General features: G+C 44.8%; 13 protein-coding genes and 1 pseudogene. 11 read left to right on the top strand and 3 right to left on the bottom strand.

Going from position 1 to position 22,267, the window contains the following annotated elements; all coding sequences use genetic code 11:
• Positions 1 to 29: 29 nt before the first annotated feature.
• The 3 genes from H7J92_RS01705 to H7J92_RS01695 form a co-directional block, all read right to left on the bottom strand.
• On the bottom strand, positions 30 to 2,771 hold the full coding sequence (locus H7J92_RS01705; RefSeq protein ID WP_009766177.1) for a DEAD/DEAH box helicase: 2,742 nt from the start codon (positions 2,769 to 2,771) through the stop codon (positions 30 to 32).
• Entirely contained in the window at positions 2,768 to 4,339 is a 1,572-nt protein-coding gene (locus H7J92_RS01700; RefSeq protein ID WP_221835125.1) for a hypothetical protein, read from the bottom strand. Before H7J92_RS01700 ends, H7J92_RS01705 begins: the two co-directional genes overlap by 4 nt.
• Positions 4,340 to 4,429: 90 nt before the next feature.
• Positions 4,430 to 4,858 (bottom strand): helix-turn-helix domain-containing protein, encoded by a 429-nt coding sequence (locus tag H7J92_RS01695; protein WP_009766175.1) that lies wholly within the window; start codon positions 4,856 to 4,858, stop codon positions 4,430 to 4,432.
• Positions 4,859 to 5,022: 164 nt separating this feature from the next.
• Here H7J92_RS01695 and H7J92_RS01690 point away from each other — a divergent pair, with 164 nt between their 5' ends.
• The 11 genes and pseudogenes from H7J92_RS01690 to H7J92_RS01640 form a co-directional block, all read left to right on the top strand.
• Positions 5,023 to 5,334 (top strand): hypothetical protein, encoded by a 312-nt coding sequence (locus H7J92_RS01690; RefSeq protein WP_040758484.1) that lies wholly within the window; start codon positions 5,023 to 5,025, stop codon positions 5,332 to 5,334.
• 162 nt (positions 5,335 to 5,496) lie between these two features.
• Entirely contained in the window at positions 5,497 to 5,946 is a 450-nt protein-coding gene (locus H7J92_RS01685; protein WP_009766173.1) for a hypothetical protein, read from the top strand.
• A 546-nt stretch (positions 5,947 to 6,492) separates the two neighbouring features.
• Positions 6,493 to 7,179, top strand: a complete 687-nt coding sequence (locus H7J92_RS01680) for a hypothetical protein (RefSeq protein WP_009766172.1) — start codon at positions 6,493 to 6,495, stop codon at positions 7,177 to 7,179.
• Complete coding sequence (locus tag H7J92_RS01675; protein ID WP_009766171.1) at positions 7,180 to 8,772, top strand: HlyD family secretion protein; 1,593 nt, start codon at positions 7,180 to 7,182, stop codon at positions 8,770 to 8,772.
• A gap of 743 nt (positions 8,773 to 9,515) precedes the next feature.
• A pseudogene (locus H7J92_RS01670) lies at positions 9,516 to 10,346 on the top strand (nuclease-related domain-containing protein); the annotation flags it as partial.
• 248 nt (positions 10,347 to 10,594) lie between these two features.
• Positions 10,595 to 11,758, top strand: a complete 1,164-nt coding sequence (locus H7J92_RS01665; RefSeq protein WP_009766167.1) for a CAP and S-layer homology domain-containing protein — start codon at positions 10,595 to 10,597, stop codon at positions 11,756 to 11,758.
• Positions 11,759 to 11,844: 86 nt separating this feature from the next.
• Entirely contained in the window at positions 11,845 to 13,026 is a 1,182-nt protein-coding gene (locus H7J92_RS01660; RefSeq protein WP_009766166.1) for a S41 family peptidase, read from the top strand.
• Between the two features lie 232 nt (positions 13,027 to 13,258).
• Positions 13,259 to 14,551 carry a nucleotide sugar dehydrogenase gene (locus H7J92_RS01655; RefSeq protein WP_040758477.1) on the top strand — a complete coding sequence of 431 codons (1,293 nt, stop codon included), beginning with the start codon at positions 13,259 to 13,261 and terminating at the stop codon, positions 14,549 to 14,551.
• Entirely contained in the window at positions 14,548 to 15,261 is a 714-nt protein-coding gene (locus H7J92_RS01650; protein ID WP_009766164.1) for a WecB/TagA/CpsF family glycosyltransferase, read from the top strand. The genes H7J92_RS01655 and H7J92_RS01650 overlap by 4 nt, the downstream gene beginning before the upstream one ends.
• Positions 15,262 to 15,683: 422 nt before the next feature.
• Entirely contained in the window at positions 15,684 to 19,196 is a 3,513-nt protein-coding gene (locus tag H7J92_RS01645) for an S-layer homology domain-containing protein (RefSeq protein ID WP_221835123.1), read from the top strand.
• A 105-nt stretch (positions 19,197 to 19,301) separates the two neighbouring features.
• The coding region (locus H7J92_RS01640; protein WP_221835121.1) for a hypothetical protein at positions 19,302 to 22,267 on the top strand (2,966 nt) is incomplete at its 3' end.

Below are 22,267 nucleotides of genomic sequence, written 5' to 3'. Positions count from 1 at the left end.
CCGAACCAATCCCAGCCAAACTCCCCAACTCAATTAAACGTCAAAAGATCCTCCAACTCCCGATCATTCAACTCCGTCAGCCACTGACTCGAATGAATTAAATCGGCAGACAAAGCGGCCTTCTCTACAAGCATCTGATCAATCTTCTCTTCAATCGTCCCGACCGTCACGAATTTATGCACATGCACAAACTTGGTCTGACCGATTCGGTAAGCGCGGTCCGTCGCCTGATTCTCGACAGCCGGGTTCCACCAACGATCCGCATGCAGCACGTGATTCGCCTGCGTCAAGTTCAATCCGGTACCACCGGCCTTCAGCGAGAGAATGAAAACTGGGAACTCGCCGCTCTGGAACGCGTCCACCAATGCATCCCGCTGGCCTTTTGGCATACTGCCCGTCAAGAACGGCACATCGATTCCGTGCAGTTCTGACAAACACTGGCGCAGCATCTGGCCCATGCCGATATACTGCGTAAAGATCAAACATTGCTCGCCGTTCGCCGCGATTTCTGCTGCCATCGAGACGATCCGCGCCATTTTATTTGAACGCTTCGTCAACTCGGCAGCTGGAGCTTGCGGCTCTTTCAAAAACAGTGCCGGATGATTACACAGTTGCTTCAGTCGGCTGAGCATCTTCAAAATCAAGCCTTTACGCTCAAAGCCAGTCAACGTCTCAAGCTTGAACTTCGTCTCATCCACAAAGCTCTCGTATAGCGCCGCCTGTTCCGTTGTGAGTGGAACATACTCATTTTGTTCCAACTTCTCCGGCAAATTCAAGCGCAACTCCGGATCATTCTTTGTCCGTCGCATCATGAACGGTTGAATGCGGGCGCGCAATTTCCGCTTCTCCGCCTCCAAGTCATCCCGCTCAATCGGCACGATGAATTCATCGCTGAACTTACGGAAGCTGCCTAAATATCCTTTGTGAATGAAATCAAAAATGGCCCACAGCTCGGACAGACGATTCTCGATCGGCGTCCCTGTCAACGCGATATGATGAAGCCCATGCAATCTGCGAATCGCACGCGACTGCTTCGTCTGCAAGTTCTTGATGTTTTGCGCTTCATCGATCGTCACGCTGGCGAATGTAAACGCTGAAAGCATCTCGCCGTCCTGCGTGGCAGTACCGTACGTCGTCAAAATAATATCGGCTTCACGGTTTGCGATAATCGACTCGAACTGCTCATCCCGAGACCGATTCGCACCGTAATGAACGTGTACCCGCAAAGAAGGCGCAAATCGCTCCAATTCCTTCTGCCAGTTGCCCATGACGCTCGTCGGACAAATGATCAAGGAGGGCGAATCCGTCTCGGGCAAATTGTGCACATACAATAAGTACGTAATGAGCTGAACTGTTTTCCCAAGCCCCATATCATCCGCCAAAACTGCACCGAAATGGTTATCACGCATGAAATGAAGCCACTCGAAACCTTCCTGCTGATATGGACGCAGCTCCGCCTGCAATGCTCCCGGCACCGCGACTTCCGGCAGTCCCTTCTTCTCCTGCAACATCGTCATCACTTGGCGCAACGACTGCTGCATCGAAAACGCAACGAGCGGATCATCCTCATCTTCTTCATCAAAAACCGGTGCGATTTCTTCCGGCACTTCATGGAACAGCAAATCCTTCACCGTCCACTCGCCGTCATCCACCTGCTCCATCAACTCCCGAATGCGCTTCAGCCAAGCCGGGTCCAAATGAAACCACTCATCTCCCGCGCGGATGTACTCGCGGTTCTCATCAACCATTCGCTGAAACTGCTCCCGGTCAATATTTTCGCCCGCCAGTGAAAATTGCCAATCAAACGACAGCACCTGATCGAGACTAGCAGACGAACGATACGACTGCATCCCGGCAGAAGTCCGGATTTTCAACTTGGTCTCCGTTACGGACTTCAACCAAGCCGGCAAAATCACTGGATAATCAAACGCCTGGCAAAGCGGCAAATCTTCCTGAATGAACACACGAACTTGTGCATCGTTTAAAAACTCATGAACGAACTGCTCATCTGCCTGCAACTCAACCGAACGAAAAATCCCGATCATCTCCGCTTGGCGCTCTTGAATATCCTTAGCATACGGCTTGCGCTTTGCGGGCAAGGCCTCTTCAATCGAAGCCGACACTTTCCGGACAGCTGGTACCCACTGTGTCCCACGCTCGTTGATCAGCACCGTCTCAAGCAACCATTCTGTTTCATCGATATCAGGCTCCGTCAAGCGCAACGCCACACGAAACGGCAACTTTGTCGTCTCGCCACTCGGCCATCCATATTGCTGGAAGTGGGGAAGCAAGGTCGGAAAATCCGCCATCGACACACCAAGCGCAGCAAGCTGACCGCGCACCGCAAGCGACACATAGCGTCCAGCTTGCTCAGACAGCCCAGTCTGTCCCATATCAAACGACAATCCTTCTGCTGACGCCTCGATATGTGAAAACAACGCCGGATCCTGCCAAAGTTTCGCGGCCTCACGGATTCCGTCCAAAATCACGTTATCCGCATCTGTTGCTCCTGCGTACTGGACATATGGGTGTCCTGTCGCAGAAAACAATCGAAGCAACTCATCGATCGTCGCTTCTATCCAGCCGTCACGCTGCGGAACGAGCATGCCGTACATGGTCGGTTCATCTGAATAAAACAGATAGGACACAAGCATATCCGCGTCAATCATCTTCGATTCTCCTGCGACATTCGCACAGACGAGGAACGCACCGTCCTGTCCTTCTTTTAAAGTTAATTCCAAGGCAAGTTGCAAGATGTTCGAATCGGTCATAGCAGCAAGTTTCCTTTCTCCATTTCTTCCATCAGTGCACGCAGGCGGGGAAATTGCTGGCGGACTGTATTGATGTAACGATTCCAAAATTCATTGCGGCCATCACGTTTGGCGGCCGTCTTCATTTGTTTCCATAAACGTACGGCACGGCGATAACTATCGCGATTCTTCTCTTTTACCAATTTCAGTGCTTCTGCATGCATGAGCGGGAACACCGCTTGCGAATCTTCAGCCAGCGCCGTTTTCAACAGTGAACCATCGATCATGTCGACAGAGCCACGCGTCAAATGCATCAGCGCGGCCCACTCTTCATAGCGACCGCGTTCAAAAAGAAATTGTCCATACGCTCGTCCTGCTTCTGACCCATACGATTGAAATAACTGATCGCGCTGTTCTTCCGACACATCCGAAAGCGCAAGCAACTGATCGATATCTTCCGCAAAAGACGCACGATTGCGCGATGCCAATTGCTGATAATGTCCCGCAAGATGGGGAAGAAGCTGCAGCATGATCGACTGGACAATATCGAAGTCCTCGTCTTCTTTCGCATAGAGCGCAAACGCCAGCCATTGCGGCACTGCGGTCGGATCCAATGAATTCAATTCCCGATCAAGCTCGTCAAAACGACCCGACGTCAAATAAAGGAATGCACGGAACAACGGTGCATCCGCTGCAGTTTCATTTTCCAGCCGCCCGAGCGCTTCCGTGAGTTCTGATTCATCAGTATAGAGCTCAGTATAGACCAATCGAAACGCTTCAAAACGCTTGGAAAATAACCCTTCCACTTCAACTGCGAATGAATGGATCAAATCCTTCAATTTCGTATGGAAGGCATCTGTCTCGAAAAGCTTGGACTTCGAACTGAGCTGAATGATACTGGCCTTCAATTCGGACATCTGCTCATTGAGCCAAATTGTCAGCTGCCACTTGCCATAGTGATACGAATCATTGGAAGCCAACTCGCCCTTCAAAAAAGGCCAAGCCGCACGTAACACCGTCAACTGATAATATAGAGAAAAGAGCGGCTTCCATTCCCATTCAAAAGGAGAAAGCCGCGTCTTCTGCTGTTCAATTTTGGAAACATAATGCAAAAATCCGGTCGGACCGTCTTTCGGATCCAACTGGGCAAGAGGTTTCACGAGCAACGACAAAGCCGAAAGCCATGCATCCGGCGTACGCTCCGCAATCGAAAGCTGTGCCTGCACATCAGATTGCCGCCAACTATGCAACCAATCCGAAAGCGAATGAAACTGCGAATACAAATGAAAGACGACTGCAATCTGATGCGCGCACCAGCTGTCGTTCAAGCACGTGCAATACGGCTCCATCGACTGGAAAGACAACCGGGCAAACTCGGACTCCGTACCCGAAATATTGGCCATCAGCGACTGCTCGTTTTCTGTATAGCGATAAGCTCCGATCGCGTTCATTCGAACAAGAGAAGCCGCCTTGCGAATAATTTCCGCTTGTTGCGGCACAGACGGCTGAAATGTATGTTTAATATGGTTCATGAACTCTTCAATTTCACGTTCGTGCAAATTTGCAATCCGTTCAATCGTCATTTGCATCGAATCAACTCCTTCAGAAAGCATTCCTCCTATTATAACGTTTTTTTTGCCTCTTTGCCACTGCTTAAGAACGCTTTGGAGGAATCTTATTTAACGATGCGATTGATTGCCGAATAATTGCAATAAGTTTCGGATGCCGGATAAAAATAACTGCCGCTCTTCCTTGTTCAGATGGGCAGTTCGCATGATAATCTCTTTTAATATCGGTTCTGACTCTATTAAATCAGCATGCTGCTCGACAAAGGAATCCGAATAGCTGCTTTGATATTCTAATGTTTGAAGCCCTTTCAATGAAAGAACTGTTTTTAGGGGCCGGTCCAAGATCATTGCTAGGAAGACGTCATCTGGAATATCGTAGACTTTCTGTACATGGGGCAAATGGCTGATGGGGAATTCTCGATGATTCGATTCATATCTTGATAGGTTTCCAGCATCCAAGCCTAAATCCATTGCCATCTGCTTTTGAGTAATTTCAAGATGCTCTTCACGATATTCACGTAATTGCGTACCAAAACTCATACTCTATCACCCATTTTTCTCGCAATCGTATAAGAAAAGTGGAACGATTTCTCGATAATTGACAATTAGACAATCAGTCATGTCAAATCGGCAATTTAATAGTTTTTGGTAATAATTATGAGAATATTAACATAATGGATAGAGGAGGGGAGGGAATAGAAACAATGCAATTGACTTTACATATACCTCAATTGCAATACCATTTAGAAAATATGGAGCCCATACTTTTCAATAAAATGCCAATTATGAAAATAGCAGAAAAGCTGAGACATGATGCGCAGCGTAAAGTATTCTACATACACGAGATGGTACTTTGTGAGATGACTTTTCAGCAAGTGGCAATTTATTATGAGAACAATCAAATCGTCTTTTTGTACAGCACGTCGGGCACAGATGTCTGCCAAAAACTGCAGACCCAATTGGCCAAGCATGAAATTCCTTTTGTACCTTTACAAAAATCGTTTGTCTTACGCTAGAAAGATAGGGAAAACGGCAAGCTGAGCAAATATGACAGCAATCAGAAAATTCTCTTGACATATTGAGTGCATTCTGACACATATCATTCACAAAACCCTTCTAATTATGATATATTATTAATAATCGGAATATTCGTATGATTAGTAAAGGGAGGGGAAAACATGCTGCTCATAAAGCGAATCCAGCCTTTTTTCACGAGTAGAGAAGAGTTCAATTTGCGCCTTGTATTCGCCTATCAGTATTTCTCGATCATTAAAAATGAAGAAGTGTTTCAGTTCGTGCCGACAGAAGGCAAAGAGATCGTCATCAACACGCGGAGCTTACAGATTGAGAATCTAGGGGAGGTATTCGTGTTTCAACGGGGGCGTCGGTTCATTCGGATCCCACTTTATCAATTATTGCTAGTTTCCGATTTGCATTTGCATTTGTCGACTATACTCGAAGGAGCGATGGAAGTGGACGGCCATCTTCAGGAAGAAGGTATGCGGGAAGCAGAGGGATTGGTGGAGCAATTGGAAAGAGAGAATTGGGAACGTATGGTAGATTACGCACTGGAAACGAAAAACCGACTCTTGTTTAAGGAGTTGATGGAAGGACTGCGAGTAATTTGAGAATGACCGATTAAAAAACACCTCAGTTGACCGCGCATCTCATATGCGTCAAAACCGAGGTGTTTTTATGTTGATTGAAACATGATCTTCCACGTCCTCATAGTGTTAGGAAATGGAGCGCCAATACGAAAATCCCTGATCCACCCAGCCCAAGTGCAAAGTCTTGCCACGTAAACTCAATCGTCTTCTCCAAATTCATCGCTCATCACTCCTTTGTATAGTTGCGAGGAACATCTCGTCCTTACTGCTTGACATACCCGCCATACATCCCATTATAACCGATGTTACGGATTTTTAAACATTCAGACAACTAATTAGATAGATTGAACTACCGTTTTTGGTATAAATGAGGCTGTGGACCAACACATACACTATGGTGTGAGATGAATAGAGAATTGTAGTCCGGCATAGTGAAAACCATTACGCTTCTATTAATTTACCACCAAACAAGACAATCGTTGCAAATTCGTCATTTTCTGATAAAGTAAGAGAGATAGAAACTGATACTATTCGCACGAATATGTTGAAGGTAAAGGAGAAGTACATATGTATTCTAATTACGGTTATTGGCGTTCAATAGTCTATCCAGACCGGCTTGCCGTTGAACTTGGACAAGGGACAGTGACGGGTTTCAAGCGTCGTGTGTTTGGCGTGTTTATTTTTGGTATTATCCTGTTCGTGCTTCGCGATATGTGGGGGATGAACACGGAGACGATGACATATATTTTGGCGAACGGCACGTTAGACGACTACACTATCGCACGTTACGCCGCACTGATCGGATCGGTTATATGGTCGGTGATCTACATGTCGTTCCATTTTTGGGGCGTAGCATGGATTTTGAGCAAGGTGACGAATATCCCTTTCAAACCACTGCTGAAATTGCAGTTGGTGGTGACAGGGTTGCTAGTATTCGAAAAAGCGATCTTGTTCATCGTCTTCGCATTGGCGGGCAAAACGGCAAGCATCTCAATTTTTTCATTTGGACCGCTGGCAATGAAGTTTCTCGAAAACTGGTACATTATTTATTTCGTCAATCAGCTGACGATTTTCACTGCGCTTATCGTGGCAGTGCAATATCGCTTTATTCGTTTCTATGAGGGTGATGAAATTCGCAAAGATGTCCTCTGGCTGCTAATCGCCATACAGATTGCCTTTGCTTTAATTACAGCAGCGGTCGGTTTTATACCTGTTGAAAAACTGCTGAATCTATTAATGATAGGAGGGCTATAAATGGTGAAATGGCGAAAAATTATCGCAATGATCCTTATACTGTCCTTTATAGCCTTGAACAGTTATCTTGTTTTCTTCGGAAAAAGCGACATTCCGAAATCATACTATGTGAATGATTATGAACGATTGGCAACGGGTGACTACACAAAAGAGCTCGACAAGGAAGGCTTTATTGCACCAAAAGATTTGTATACCGTCTACTTGAAAGAAGATCAGACAATCGATTCCTGGCTCGTTCAAGAAGGGGAGTCAGTCGACTTCGGCACAGAACTCGCCTCCTTGAAAACCGAGTACTTCGACGAACAGCACAACGAATTAAATGCTGAACGATCGGCATTGCAAAACCAAGTCTCCACGATTCGCCAGACGATCAGCGACTTGGAAGATGAACAGGAACGCAGCGATAGCATGAGAAACGACAACAATTCCTATGATTCGCTTTACGAAGAGAAAGTGCAAGTGAATGTGGATGTGGCGGGGAGTGGAGCATTCGCACAAGCTATCGCGGACGCAGAGCGAGACCTCGCTCAAGTGCAACGCCAAATCGAAACACTGGATTCGAAAATTGACCGATTACCGACCGAAGCTGCGATGACAAGTCCGGTCAATGGCTATGTCGTCAAAATCAACCGCGAAGGTGCCGCGCCATCAATCGATATTTACAGCACGGATCAGACCATCGTCACCTACGTTCGGCATGACGAGTGGCTCGACATCGAACCCGGCAGTTTCGTTACCATCCAGCACGAAGCCATCCGCACACCTTATATGATCGATGAAGATTCGGACAGTGTGAGCAGTATCGGAGGCAGCGATGTGGCGGTTGCCGCAACCGAAGATCCATACGATGACTTGGACCATGAAGTTGACGGCAATTCATTCGATGACCAGATGGATGAATACGATGTTGATTCGGACGAGCCGGTTAACGGCACCGATGATCCTTACATCGACAATCCGGACAGTGACACAAACGATGATCTGCAATTCGAAGAAACACCTGAAGGTTCATCTGAACAAACACCAGATGAAAAAAAGCAAGTGAATGACCGCAAGCGCATCCAAGGGGATTATCCGGAAGAAGTTTCGACGATGAGCGGAACCGTTGTTTCGGTTTCCAAAGTGCCTGCCCAGGACGATAACTGGTTAAAATCATACAAAGCATTAGGCGGCACGCAAAAAGAAAATTCGCAGGCGTACTATGAAGTCCGTATCGCGCCATATGACGAACAACTAGAATTGCCATTCGCTACTAATGTCAACATCTTCATTCAAACAAACGAAGCCAACCAAGCAACTAGCGTCAAAACGGGTTGGCTGGTCAACAAAACCAGTGACAGTGCAAAAGTCTGGACGCTCGACAGTAAGGGGCGCGCTATCCAAACTAGCGTCAGTACACCATTTACCTCGCTTGACCGTTCCATCTTAACAAGCGGAACCGAATCAGGTATGGTCGCACTGTACAACGACAATCTTAACAACAACCTGGATAACCAGACTGTCTTCCATCCACTTCCACTCTATCTACCGGAATGGGACAAATGGAAAGGCGTCCACTGGAAAAGCTATGCACGCTATATGATCAAACATTAAAAACTGCCCCTGTGGCAGTTTTTTTTATTGATCCGGCGGGTGTCCGCGCTCATAAGCCTCCCGTAAGCGCTCATAAAACCCCTACACGCGCTCATACCCCTTGCCCTGTACTTGTTTATCTAAGCAAGGGGAGAGTAGGGTCGCTCGCGCTCATAAAACTTCTTCAAGCGCTCATAAATCCTTCTGCCGCGCTCATAAGCCCTCCACCCACGCTCATAAACTTGCCCGCGCCGCTCATAACATTGCCTCCCGCGCTCATAAACCCTCCACTTACGCTCATAAACTTGCCCGCGCCGCTCATAACATTGCCTCCCACGCTCATAAACCCTCCCTATCCGCTCATAGCCCGCGCATCACGCCTCACAACCCGACACCCCACACCAAGTAGGTCGAAATACACATTTTTTACAAAACACCCAAACTCCAGTGACATGCCGGACGCGGAAATTCATTTCCAACTATTAAAACACCTGCAAAATCGAATTTCATCTCCAAATTCAGCATCAAAATCAAATTTCTCCTAAAAATTCCCACATCCTTATAATCTTGATATAATGAGGATTACAACACTAATACAGGAGGGAATCCATCTGATCTACAAAACACGCGCCACGCCTAAACTGATCATTGGTCAACACGCACTGTTGAAACGACTGCCGCCTACTCATCATAAATACGAAAAAATCAGCACTGACTTTTACAATGGCAAAGCGGGATTCGGTGGGTAGAGGGAGTTTGACTATCAACTAAGGGAGTTTGCGCCGGGCTATCCACATGCTGTTTTGCACGACCTCTATTTAAAACAAGATCAAGTCTATTTCCAAATTGATTCGCTGCTTATTACACCAAGCATGATTGTTCTGTTTGAAATCAAAAACATTGCGGGCAAATTGCATATTAAGCAAAATCCTACACAATTCATTCGAGAGATGGCGACCGGAGAACGTACTGTGCTAAGAAGCCCGATCGAAGAATTGGAACGGAAAAAATACTTCTTAGGCAACTGGCTGAAGCAGCGACAAATCGATATCCCCCTTATAGATTTCGTCGTATTCGCGTATAACAACGAACTTCTTATCGAAAACCTGGCAGCCCACCGCATTGCATTTTCGTATGAGGTGCCAAATAAGCTGCGCGCGCTGGAAATAGATGCCTCCATTCTGAATGAAAACCAAGTTCAGCAGCTGGCAAATGAACTGACCCACGCTCATCGGGTATTCGAACCTCACTCACTCAACCAAAAATACCAACTATCCTTAGAAGAGCTCGAAATGGGCGTCACTTGTCATGGTTGCAATCGCCTCACCATGCAATGGGGGCAAAAGATGTGGCAGTGCCAAGCGTGCGGATATCAAGATAAAGCCTCCCACCTGAATACGTTGCAGGAATGGTATTACATAAATGGAAAGCAACTCACCAACCGGCAGTTTAGACAATTCAGCAGAATTCATTCACGGCACACGGCGAAGCGATTGTTAGCCAATCCATACACCGAACTGAGCGGAAAAAACAAAAGCTCTATCTACCAACTATCTCCCAAACTTCTCACCTTGCCTACGAACTTATCACTCTAGCAAGCGCATGGATTTTTCATGCGCTTTTTCTAACCATGATCATAAATTTGCCGCAAGCGCTCATAAAACTTTGATCCGTGCTCATAACACCCCTCCGTGCGCTCATACACCCCCGCATTCCGCTCATACAACGCCCCTTCGCGCTCATAAACCCCACCTACGCGCTCATAACCTCACACAAAAATCCCAAACCCCCTACCAAATCCACCCCAATATCCAGTATACTCATACAAAAGGAGGCCAAACCTATGAAACTTAAAAACACTCAAACCCACCGCAATAAAAATAGATTCATCGGCACAACCACCATCACCATAGCTGCCACCGCAGTCGCCGCAACCTACGCGCCGACTGCCGAAGCCGCAACATTCAAAGATGTCCCAGCCAATCACTACGCAAACGAAGCCATCACCTACATGGCTGCCAATAAAATCATCAACGGCTACCCGGACAACACATACCGTCTCAACCAGCCCGTCACGCGCGCCCAGGCCGCCAAGATGATCGCGCTCGCCATCAAAGCGAATCCAAGCAACGCCTACAAGCTGAATTTCACCGACGTCACACCAACGCACGGCGCCTACGACCACATTCGCGCACTCACCGAAAAAGGTCTATTTGCCAATCAAACGAAATTCAATCCGAACGCTCCGCTCACGCGCGGACAAATGGCGAAGCTGCTCGTCCTCGGCTACAACATCATCACCGACGACAACGACTTCATCCGGTTCGCCGACGTCACGAAATCCAATGGCGCCTACGCGCACATCATCACGATCGCCGAACTCAACATCACGACAACGCGTCCGGGCACCCATTTCAAGCCGAATGAACCCGTCACCCGTGCGCAAATGGCTGCATTCCTACACCGTACGATCGAATTCGACAACAAACGCGCAATAGGGCTGATCACCTACGACAAACAAAAGAAAATGTACGTCGACAACCAACAGCCGTCCAAGCCAACAACGCCGAAACCAGAGGAACCAAAGCCCGAGCCGCCAAAACCAGAACCACCAGTCACTCAACCATCACTAGCGGCCCAAACGATCATCAACGTCAACGCCGAACGCAAAGCTGCCAAAGTCTCAAGCCTACAAGCAGACCCGGCACTCAATAAAATCGCCGCCGCCAAAGCCGAAGACATGGCAAAACATGGGGAACTCTCACACACCTCCCCGACTTACGGCACCGTGCCCGAAATGCTTGCGAAATTCAACTACAAATGGAAAGCTTACGGAGAAAACATCGCAGCCGGCTACATCAGCGCCAAAGGAGTCACCGACGCCTGGCTCGCATCACCCGGCCACAAGGAAAATCTCCTAAGCCCGACATTCACCCACATGGGAGCCGGCACAGCCACCGACAAAAACGGCAAAATCTACTGGGTCAACCTCTACTCGAAAAAATAAACCCATCTACTCTGCTTAATACCGGCCAGGTAGGGTATAGTGAGTAGATACATAAAAAAACTGCCCAATAATAAGGAGGAAACCCAATGAAACAAGCAGCCATCGCGGCAGCAGCCATCATCGCATGGCTCTGCCTGACGCCCGTATCCGAGGCAGCCACACTAGATGAAGTCAAAGAAATTGTGGAACTCTACTACTACGGCGAAAAACCGAACAACATTCAAAAAGCCAAAAACGTCAAGGAAATCGTCAGCCAACTCGATGAATACTCGGTCTACCTAACACCGGCGGAATACAAAGAGTATCTGAATCAATACGCAAGCGCCGGCACACCGACACAAGTAGCGGCTACCGCAGCGCCAGTGGTACATAAAACCAATGTCCAATCACATATGATGTATGGAAATGTCGGTTATTTGAAAATCAAGACTTTTTCATCGCATCTACTGGAAGACGTCAATACCCACTGGACACAATTGAAAAAGCAAGGTGCCGAAAAACTGGTATTGGATCTACGTTTTAACGGTGGCGGCTATGTCGAAAGCGCCGAACAACTACTAGGCTTTTTCCCGAAAGTAAAAGACGCCTACAAACTGAAAACACGCATGGGCACCGAATCCGCAAAAGCGATCCCAGCGAAAAATAAATTCCCGGCCGACACCTACGTACTCGTCAATCGCTACTCGGCTTCCGCATCGGAAATCGTCGCCGTTAGCGTCAAGGACCAAGAAGCAGCCGTAGTGGTAGGGGAGAACACGAAAGGCAAGGGCAGCGTCCAATCCCTATTTGAACTAGCGAACGGCGGAGCGCTCAAACTAACAACCGGACACTACACAGGACCAAAAGGCACGCCCGTCCAACACAAAGGCGTCCAACCGACCATCAAAATGGCACCAGGCACGGAACTGACCGGTCTGCACAAACGCATGATCACATTCGATCTAGCGAATAAAAAATATAAACACATCGAAATTCCGACCGCCGTACCGCAACAAAAAACATTCAACGTCGAGTTTACCCAGCCGATGAACTTCGGCCCGGCAAAAAACTACGACAAAATGGAACTTATCAAATTCGGCAGCGTCTCTATACCTACAACAAAAAAGCAAACAAACGACAAAACGATGACCATACAACCCGTCAAACCGATGCAACTTGGCGCTGAGTACATGCTCATCGTCCATCCAGGAACAAAAAGCACCGCTGGACGAACCGTAAAACAAGGAACCTACACAACATACAAGGTACAGACCACTCAAAAGAATTAAAATTGGTCGGTAAGTCAATAACTTGGTATACTATGTAGATGTCAATATAAACATGAATGTTTTTCTTTAATTTTTACTTACTCTAAACAGTGTGGGCAAAATATCTCCTCATACATTCTTTAGGGTCGAAGCGGAAGATGTGCTTGCAACGTTGCGCTTATGCTCGGAAAGCATCCCATCTGTAGTGCAGACCCTGGAGACGATCCCACGGAAAGCGAAGGTAGAATACATTATGCAAAAGAAACTATGCGTGGTCGGTCTCGGCTACATCGGCCTGCCAACTGCTGTCATGTTCGCGAACAGCGGCCTACAAGTACACGGCGTGGATAAAAACGAACGCGCGGTGAAACTCATCAACAATAAACAACTACATATAGAAGAAAATGGTCTGCAACAACGTCTCGAACAAGCAGTGGATGAAGGACACTTCACAGCTTCGGCGACGCCAGTAGAAGCGGATGTCTACATCATCGCCGTTCCGTCGCCAATCAACCCTGACAACACGGCAAATCTAGAATTCATCCGCCAAGCGACGGCATCCATCGTGCCATACGTCAAAAAAGGCGCACTCGTCATTCTGGAATCTACCGTCCCACCAAAAACGGTCGAAAACGTCATGCTGCCGGAACTACGCAAAACGGGTCTGATCCTTGGTGAAGAACTGTTCGTCTCCCATTCACCAGAACGCGTCATCCCAGGCAAGATCTTCGAAGAACTTGTCAACAACGACCGTATCGTAGGGGGCATCAACCCGAAATCAGCAGAACTGACGAAGGAGTTGTACCAAGCGTTCGTACAAGGCACGATTCACCTGACAGACGCTACCACAGCGGAACTCGTCAAAGTAATGGAAAACACCTACCGCGACGTCAACATCGCGTTCGCGAATGAACTAGCGAAAATCGCAGAAGGCATCGACGTGGACATTTGGGAAGCGATCAAGTTCGCGAACTTCCATCCACGCGTCAACATCCATACACCAGGACCAGGCGTTGGGGGACACTGCATCGCGGTCGATCCATGGTTCCTTGTCGAACTGGCACCGGATAAAGCGGACATCATTAAAAAAGCACGCCTGACAAACGACGGCATGCCGATGTACACAGCTAAGAGAGCACAGAAATTATTAGAAGACTACGGCATCGAAAACGGCAAAGTGGCGGTTCTCGGACTTGCATTCAAAGGCAACGTCGACGACATGCGCGAAAGCCCGGCAACGAAAGTCATTGAGTCGCTGCAAGAACTGGGTATCGAAGTCACTTCTTTCGATCCACACATCAAGCAACTGCAGCACGCAACGCAAACGGCAACACTAGAAGAAGCAATCCAACATGCCGATCTTCTTCTATTAACTACCGATCATGACGAATTCAAACAGCTCAACCCGGCGAGCCTGCAAACGAAACAACCAAGACCGATGATGCTCGACACGAAAAACGCCCTCAACCCTGATAAGTGGGAGCAAGCGGAATATCGCTTCTTCAAACTAGGGGACGGCAAAAAAGAAGGGCAACTTCACTCATGAAAGAAGAAATTCTAGGCGTTTCTGTCAATACCGAAAACTACGACGAACTGATCCCAAAAGTGTTCGCGAATATAGATGAGGGAAAAAAATCCCTCGTCGTCGCGATCAATCCTGAAAAGCTTATGAAAGCGAAAGAAGACGCCGAACTGAAAGCCTTGCTCAACCGAGCGGAATTCCAAATCCCGGATGGCATCGGCGTCATCCTCGCGTCCAAGCTGAAAAAGGGCCAGATCAAATCACGCGTCACCGGCATCGACATGATGGACCGTATCGTACAAGAGGCAGCCAAAAGAGGAAAACGAATCTTCCTCTACGGCGCCAAACCCGGAGTAGCCGACGCAGCAGCTGCTAGATTACAAGAACTACATCCAAACATCCAAATCGCCGGTGTACAACATGGCTACGAAAAAGATACTCAAGTCGTACTGGAAACCATCAACAAAGCCCAGCCTGACATCCTGTTCGTCGCAATGGGATCACCCAAACAAGAACAATGGATTGTACAACATCGAAATCAACTGAACCCGACTCTCTACCAAGGAGTCGGCGGCTCATTCGATGTACTGGCCGGCAATATCAAACGCGCACCTGTCGCATTCCAAAAAGCAGGAGCTGAATGGTTATACCGATTGCTGCTAGAACCAAGCCGGATCAAACGGCAAATGAACTTGCCGAAGTTTTTATTGGAAGTTTTACAAAAACAAAAGTAATCTACGAAAAGTATCTTGTAATCTAGTAAACTCAATGATAGAATACGGAAGTGTAAGGATAATTTTCTCTCAGCATATAATACAATGCCACGCGAAGCGTAACGGTTGGTTGACCGCAACAAAAAGGCTTGAACAGTTCCCATCTGTTCAAGCCTTTTTGTATTCATAGGTTCCAGCCAAGATTTAAACAAACAATTTTAAGAACATGTTGACAAATACTTGCATCTTCTAGTTTTCTTGGTAGAATAGAAGTTGCGGCAAAAAAGATTTGTCGATGTTTGTTAGGAAACTAGCAAACTTTCCAGAATTCAATTGACATCTTTACCGTTCTTATCTATACTTTACTGTGTAATGCCTGCTACTTTCATACATAGGTAGTATTACGGCAAAAACAGAGAGACCTAAGAGGAGGAAATTATTCAATGGCTAACCAACCAACGAAGTATCGCAAGTTTATAGTAGGAGCTGCATCAGCTGCACTAGTTGCATCTGCAGTAGCGCCAATTGCAAGCGCGGCAGAATTCAATGACACAAAAGGTAACACACACGAAGTGGCAATCGATGCACTTTCGGAATTGGGAATCATTTCAGGATACCAAGATGGTTCTTTCCAACCAAACAAAACATTATCACGCTCTGACGTTGTTAAAATGATGGGGAAATGGCTTGTATCTCTTGGAAATTCAGTGCCAACAGATTACAAATCAAACATGCGTTTCACTGACCTAACAGCTGATTCCAACAACGAATTGCTACAATATGCAGCATTAGTTGCGGATCACGGTGTATTCCAAGGAAACAATGGTAAATTGGACCCTACAGGAAACATCACTCGTGAAAACATGGCTTTAGTTCTTGTGCGTGCATACGATGCAATTCACGAAACAGACCTTGTTGAAAAGGTTAAAGCGGAAGATTTCAAACGTGATGTAACAGACCTTAAATCAGCTAAAGCTGAAGCACAACCATATATCGACGTATTAGACTTTTACGATATCACAAACCCAGCTGCACCAGTTTTCAACCCAAAAGGAACGACTACTCGTGGACAGTTCGCTTCATTCCTACACAGAACAGCTAGCCTGAATGAAGAAGCTCTAACATTGCGTATTCTTAGTGTCGAGGGTCTTAACGATACGAACCAATTCTTGCAAATTGATTTCAGCAGACCGGTTACAACAGGTCTTGAGCCTTCTGATATCTCAATCAAAGATGCGAAATCTGGTGAGTCTTACGGTGTGAAAGCAGTGAAACTTGCAGCGGATGGTAAGAGTGCACAAGTTGAACTATTCCAATCGTATGAAAATGCAAACGTCCTAAAATATGTAACAGACTATGCAGTTTCCGTAAAAGCAAACAATGAACTTTTAACATTCACATTCAATCGTCCGAATTTCTCTGAATCACGTATTACTGACATTGATGTTGAAAACAAAAAATTCACAGCTGTTGACGATAAAACAGGCGCTTCTGTAACTATTAAAGTACTTAAAGACGAAGACTTTGATTACCAAGCTGCATTAGGTGAACTAGTACGTGTTTGGTACAACGGCGAGAAAGAATTGGTTAAATACGAAATCCAATCAGCTACTGCAAAATACGATTCAATAGAAATCGATAAAGTAGATGCAGTTAAACTTCTTACAGAAGATAAAAAGTACGACATCACTGATGATACGTACCGTAATGAAAAAGACAGCAATAAAAAATTCGAAATTTATATCGATGGTAAAAAAGTCACGACAGATAACGGTAAAATTCCAAGTGAACTTGTTGGTAAAAGATACAACTTCGCTAAAGTCGGATATGACAAAGCTGGCGACATCGAATATGTTGGCGCATATAGCCTAAACGAATTCTTAGTTGTCGATAAAGTTGAAGACAAAGAAGTCGTAGGTATTGAAGGCGATACTGCTGGTTCATTCAACGCAAAAGACGCTACGATCATTAAAGACGGTAAAGTTATCAGCCTCGATGACCTTAAAAAAGGTGACGTTTTATTCTTCAGCAACGATGCGAACGATAAAGACGGATTTGCTGAAGTATACAACAAAACAGTTACAGGTAAAATCACTGATACATTCTATGAAGCAATTCGCGTAGATGGAAAAACATATGACTTCGTTCACAATGCAAAAGACAACGACAAGTATGCGAAGAAAGACTATGCAAAAGCAGTCTACTTGAATGATAAAAACAAACTAGAATACATTGACGAAGACTCTGCTGAAGAACTTCAAGCAGCAGGAGAAGTTTCATTGTATCTTGACCGTGCAGGCAACTTAGTATACGTGGGCGGAGACACTGCAGACGTAATTAAGAATACGAAAACTTCAATCTTGACTGAAGATATCAAGACAAAAATCGACTTTAACAAAGCAGTTGCTCAATTTGAAACTGTTGACCAAGACGGCAAAGACAAACTTTACCAAGTTGAATTAGAAACACTTAAGAAAATTACGATTAACGGTGTAGACTACACGATCAAGAAAAACGCAAAAGACGCAAAAGAGTATGAAGTATCTCTTGCAGGCGGCAACAATAGCGATATCGTATTGACAAGCGGCACTGGAGTAAAAGAAACAATTAGCCTTAAAGCAGCTAGCACAGTTGTAAACTTCAAGTTGGATGATTCAAATGCAGTTAAAGAACTTGAATTCTTTACTAGCACTTCATCTAAAAATGGTGGATTCGGTACTTCGGATAAAACTGTTGAAGCGAAAGACAGCTATGTTGGCGGTAAGAAACTTCAAAGCAGTACAGTTGTATTTGATGCGAAGAAAGCTAGCAGCAACGGTGTAATTGACGAGAAAGATGTAAAAGTTACAACTTGGGGCGACTACAAAGGCTCTGACATCATTTCTTCTTACTACGTCTACAATGAAGATGGCGAAGTAATCGCTCTAGTCATTAAAGAAACAAGTGCGCAAGATACAGTTGATGAAGCTGCATTGATTACAAATGTACTTCGCAACTCTGACAAAGAAGTTGTTGAGATCACAGCATTTGTTAACGGTTCAAAAGAAACTTACAAAGTGGACGATGTGCGTTATGACAACCTAGATAAAGGTTCAGTAGTTGTTCTTCGTTTCGATAAAGACAACAAAGGAACAGTCGACAACATTACTGCAGCATCTTCTTCATTCGTCAAGAAAGATCTAATCGTGGATAGCGTAGACACTGGCCGTAAAGAAGTTACATTTGTTGACGGAACTACAGCTCGTCTTGTTAACAGCGGTTTAATCCTAAATGCAACAGACAAAACAGACATCTCTACAAAAGCAATGAGTGATCTACGTGGCGAGAACATCAAAGTTACTGTTCTTTACGACGAAAAGAACTCTCAGTTCGCTAAGTACTTTGTTTATGAGAAAGTTTCAAAAGCGGAGTATGATCGTCTGAAGGATCAGCAGACAAATGCTGACCCAGCAGTTTCTAACGTAATTTCTAAAATCAATGCACTTCCAGCAGTTGCAGACATCACGCTTGCAAACGAAACAGCTGTGAACGAAGCACGTAAAGCTTACGATGCATTGACAACTGCACAGAAGGACCAAGTTACAAAATCAACTGTTGATCGACTTGAAGCTGCAGAAACTAAAATTGCTGAGTTGAAAGCTGAAAACCCAGGTGAAATTACTTTCACTACAGTTAAAGCTGAATCTGCAAACATTTTGGCTCAAACATTTGCTGGAGCAGTATCTTATGATATCCAAGGCACAATCGCTGATGCTGGTGTTTCTGAAGTAACAATGACTTTCACTGGTAAAGAAGATGGACCAGAGACTGTAACTGCAACTGTTACTGATGGTAAATTTACTTTCACTAAAGCTGAAGATGATTTCTTCGGTGATTTCAACAAAGTTGTTGTAAAGTACACAGTTGATGGTAAAGAAAAAACAGGCGAAACTGCAATCAAAGTTGACCTTCGCTAATTATAATTAACGCAAACTGAAAGTCTATCGGGGCCTATAAGCGCCCCTTTAGACTTCAAGTTTAATAATGATAAAAATATATGTGAGAAACTTGGAGGTATTTTAATGAAGAAAGCTCTAAAAGTTACGTTAGGTGCTGCTTTAGCTGCATCAGCACTAACGCCTGCTGCTGCATTGGCTGCTGAAACGCCTGCTGCCGTTGCTAAGACAGGTATTTACGATATTAAAACAGGTGATTTCGTTAGTAAAACAGAATTTAAAAACCTTTCAAATGCTGATAAGAAGGTTTGGTTGTTAAACAGTAATGCTTATCTAGCAACTTCTGGTACAGTATATGCAGCTTCTGCAATGCTTTTACCTTCAGATCAGTTACTTGAAGCTGCTGTAAATCAAGATAAGTTCCAAGAAGATAATAACGTTACACTTACTCCAGAAGGTACTGTATTGGATAAGGACGGTAATGTTATTGCTCCTGCAGGTGATTTGAAAGTTGAATCGGTAAGTGCGATTAACAAGACAACTGTTGAAGTAACATTCAACAAAGCTGTTGATACAGCTACTGCAGCTAACTTCTCAATCGACGGAGCAAAAGTAAATTCTGCGAATCTATCTGACGACCAGAAAACTGTGAAACTTGATATCTCCGGCCTAGAATATGGCAAGAATTATACAGTGGTAGTTAAAGATCTTCATGTTGATGGTGAAACTCTTGAGAATCTAACTGCTACGTTTACAACACCGGCAGTAACAGATCTTTGGAATTTGGAAGTAACACCTGCTAAGAGTACAATCGAAGCAGATGGTCACGATAACACAACCGTAACGTTCTCACTTGTTGATAAAGTTACAGGACAAGTAGATACGAATGCAAATGATATTGTTTTGGATCTAAATACTACCTATGGTCAGTTAGCACAAAAACGTGCAACTATCCAAAATGGTAAAGCGACTGTCGTTCTTCGCTCCGAGTTCTATGCTCAAGGCATGACAGCAAAAATTGACGCTCAAATTATTGAAGCTTCTGGCGACTACAAGGATCTAATTGGTCAAGTAGTAGGAGTTGGAACTGTCAAATTTGAAGCATCAGGCTCAACTGAAGTAGATTCAGTTAACTTAACAGCTGCAAACTCAAACGAAGCTGACCGTGTAACATTGACATTTGATAAACCTGTTTCTTTAGCTCAGTTTATTGAAACGGATGCACAAGGCCGTCTAACAGACGTTCTTAAAGATAATGTTGCAGTCACTCAAGGAGCTACAGAAAAAGAAGTCGTTGGTTTCTTACCAGGACCAAACAATAAAACTGTTATTGCTGTTTTAAAAAGAGATGAATTCCTAACGGATAACTCTGATGTACAAGTAGTTTCAACTGTAGAAAACTCACTTGGAAAAGAAACAGTTTCTGACGTTGCATTCAAATTTGTTGATGCGCGTACGCCAAATGTAACTTCCGTTACTCCTGAAGGACAAAACAAGCTAGTTGTTAAGTTCTCAGAGCCTGTTGATAAGGCTACGTATTTAATCGATGGGAAATATAAAGAAACAACACATTTCACTGTAGCACCAGGCCAGTTCTACTTTGATCACGAGGCTAAGCAATTTGTTGATGAGCGTCATCTGGCAACACTTACATTAGGCAATGGTTACAATGAAGATCCAGACCGTTTAGGTTACTTCAAACCAGGCAAACATGCTTTACAAGTATCCAAAATCTATGATTTTGCCGCTAACAGTGATGAGAACAACATTGGCACAACACAGAATCTTGACTTTACAGTAGCTGAGAATAACGACGTTGCTAAAGCATCTGTAATCGTTGATTCACCAGAACAATTCCGCGTGTCATTTGATAAAGCAGCTACTCTAGCAGACCCATCTGGAAGTATCGCTTTAGAAGTTTATGATGCAGAGAACGATGTTTGGAAACTTGCAAACGGAACAGAAGGAACGAAGAATGTACCGTTTAAAGTTGTTACTATTCCTGGTAAAGTAAATCAGTATAAAGTTGCACTTAAACAGGACTGGACTGAAATTTACGATACTACTGAAACAAAAGACAACTACTATAATGATAAGTACCGTTTGGTAGTTAAAAAAGATAAAGTAACAACAGAAGTAAACGGCAAGAAAAATACTGAAGATATCAATCTAAGCCTTAACTATGTTGGCTCGGCATTAAATACTCCAGATATTACAAGCCCGGAAATCGCGGATATTACGCCTGTAAATAATGCAGATGTTGAAGGACAATTTGTCGTTACAATGGATGAACCAATTAAACTATATGGATCTGAACAAGATGAGACTCTTGCACAAGGTCAGGAAGAGCTTCCAAGAACGACAGTTGAATTTATTGGTAAAGACAAAGATGGCAAAACTCGTACATTCATCGGAAAAGTAGGAGAGCTTGTTGATAACGGTATTGATAACAAGTTCTTAGTTAATTGGGTGGAAAGAGATGGAGCTACACCACAAACTGTTGTGAATGACGGCGGAAGTGAAAACTGGACAGTTGTAGTTAAGTCGATTTCCGATGATGTAGGAAACACTGCAGCAACTACTTCTAAGACGTTTACAATCAAAAAAGAAGTTACTGAAGCTTCTAATTTTGCTGTTAAGAAATCAGGAGCTACTTACCTTGTGGCAGGTACTGAAGGTGCAGAGAATGATACAATTACCATCACATTCACTGATTCAGTTGCTTTAACTGGAACTGGTAGTGCAACAGACCCTGCAAACTATACATTGAATGGTAAAGCATTGCCTGTAAGCACAGCTATCGAATTGGTAGATAGTGAAGATGGTATTGACGATAATACAATTCAAATTACTGTAGGACCAAACACATTACTACCTTCTAATGTTATTACTTTAGGTAAGAATCTTGAATCTAAAGATGGCAAAGTGCTTGAAGGTGAGTATAGTTTCACGTTTGATGTAACTCCTGCTGAAAATCCAGACACAACAGCACCAGATGCTTTGGTAGCAGATAATGCTACTATGTCTGATACAGGCTTTATTGCAACAGACTTAGAAGCTGATGCAACAGTGAACGTATATGCTGAAGGTAC

The sequence above is a fragment of the Sporosarcina aquimarina genome (genome assembly GCF_019748715.1).
In the GTDB taxonomy this organism is placed as follows: Bacteria; Bacillota; Bacilli; order Bacillales_A; family Planococcaceae; genus Sporosarcina; species Sporosarcina newyorkensis.
This window is presented reverse-complemented; position numbering and strand designations above follow the sequence as displayed.

Excerpts from the sequence above, each read along its gene's own strand:
- H7J92_RS01655 (WP_040758477.1), top strand. The coding sequence starts at position 13,259 with ATGCAAAAGAAACTATGCGTGGTCGGTCTCGGCTACATCGGCCTGCCA.
- H7J92_RS01645 (WP_221835123.1), top strand. The coding sequence starts at position 15,684 with ATGGCTAACCAACCAACGAAGTATCGCAAGTTTATAGTAGGAGCTGCA.
- H7J92_RS01675 (WP_009766171.1), top strand. The coding sequence starts at position 7,180 with ATGGTGAAATGGCGAAAAATTATCGCAATGATCCTTATACTGTCCTTT.
- H7J92_RS01685 (WP_009766173.1), top strand. The coding sequence starts at position 5,497 with ATGCTGCTCATAAAGCGAATCCAGCCTTTTTTCACGAGTAGAGAAGAG.
- H7J92_RS01705 (WP_009766177.1), bottom strand. The coding sequence starts at position 2,771 with ATGACCGATTCGAACATCTTGCAACTTGCCTTGGAATTAACTTTAAAA.
- H7J92_RS01650 (WP_009766164.1), top strand. The coding sequence starts at position 14,548 with ATGAAAGAAGAAATTCTAGGCGTTTCTGTCAATACCGAAAACTACGAC.
- H7J92_RS01690 (WP_040758484.1), top strand. The coding sequence starts at position 5,023 with ATGCAATTGACTTTACATATACCTCAATTGCAATACCATTTAGAAAAT.
- H7J92_RS01695 (WP_009766175.1), bottom strand. The coding sequence starts at position 4,858 with ATGAGTTTTGGTACGCAATTACGTGAATATCGTGAAGAGCATCTTGAA.
- H7J92_RS01665 (WP_009766167.1), top strand. The coding sequence starts at position 10,595 with ATGAAACTTAAAAACACTCAAACCCACCGCAATAAAAATAGATTCATC.
- H7J92_RS01680 (WP_009766172.1), top strand. The coding sequence starts at position 6,493 with ATGTATTCTAATTACGGTTATTGGCGTTCAATAGTCTATCCAGACCGG.
- H7J92_RS01660 (WP_009766166.1), top strand. The coding sequence starts at position 11,845 with ATGAAACAAGCAGCCATCGCGGCAGCAGCCATCATCGCATGGCTCTGC.
- H7J92_RS01700 (WP_221835125.1), bottom strand. The coding sequence starts at position 4,339 with ATGCAAATGACGATTGAACGGATTGCAAATTTGCACGAACGTGAAATT.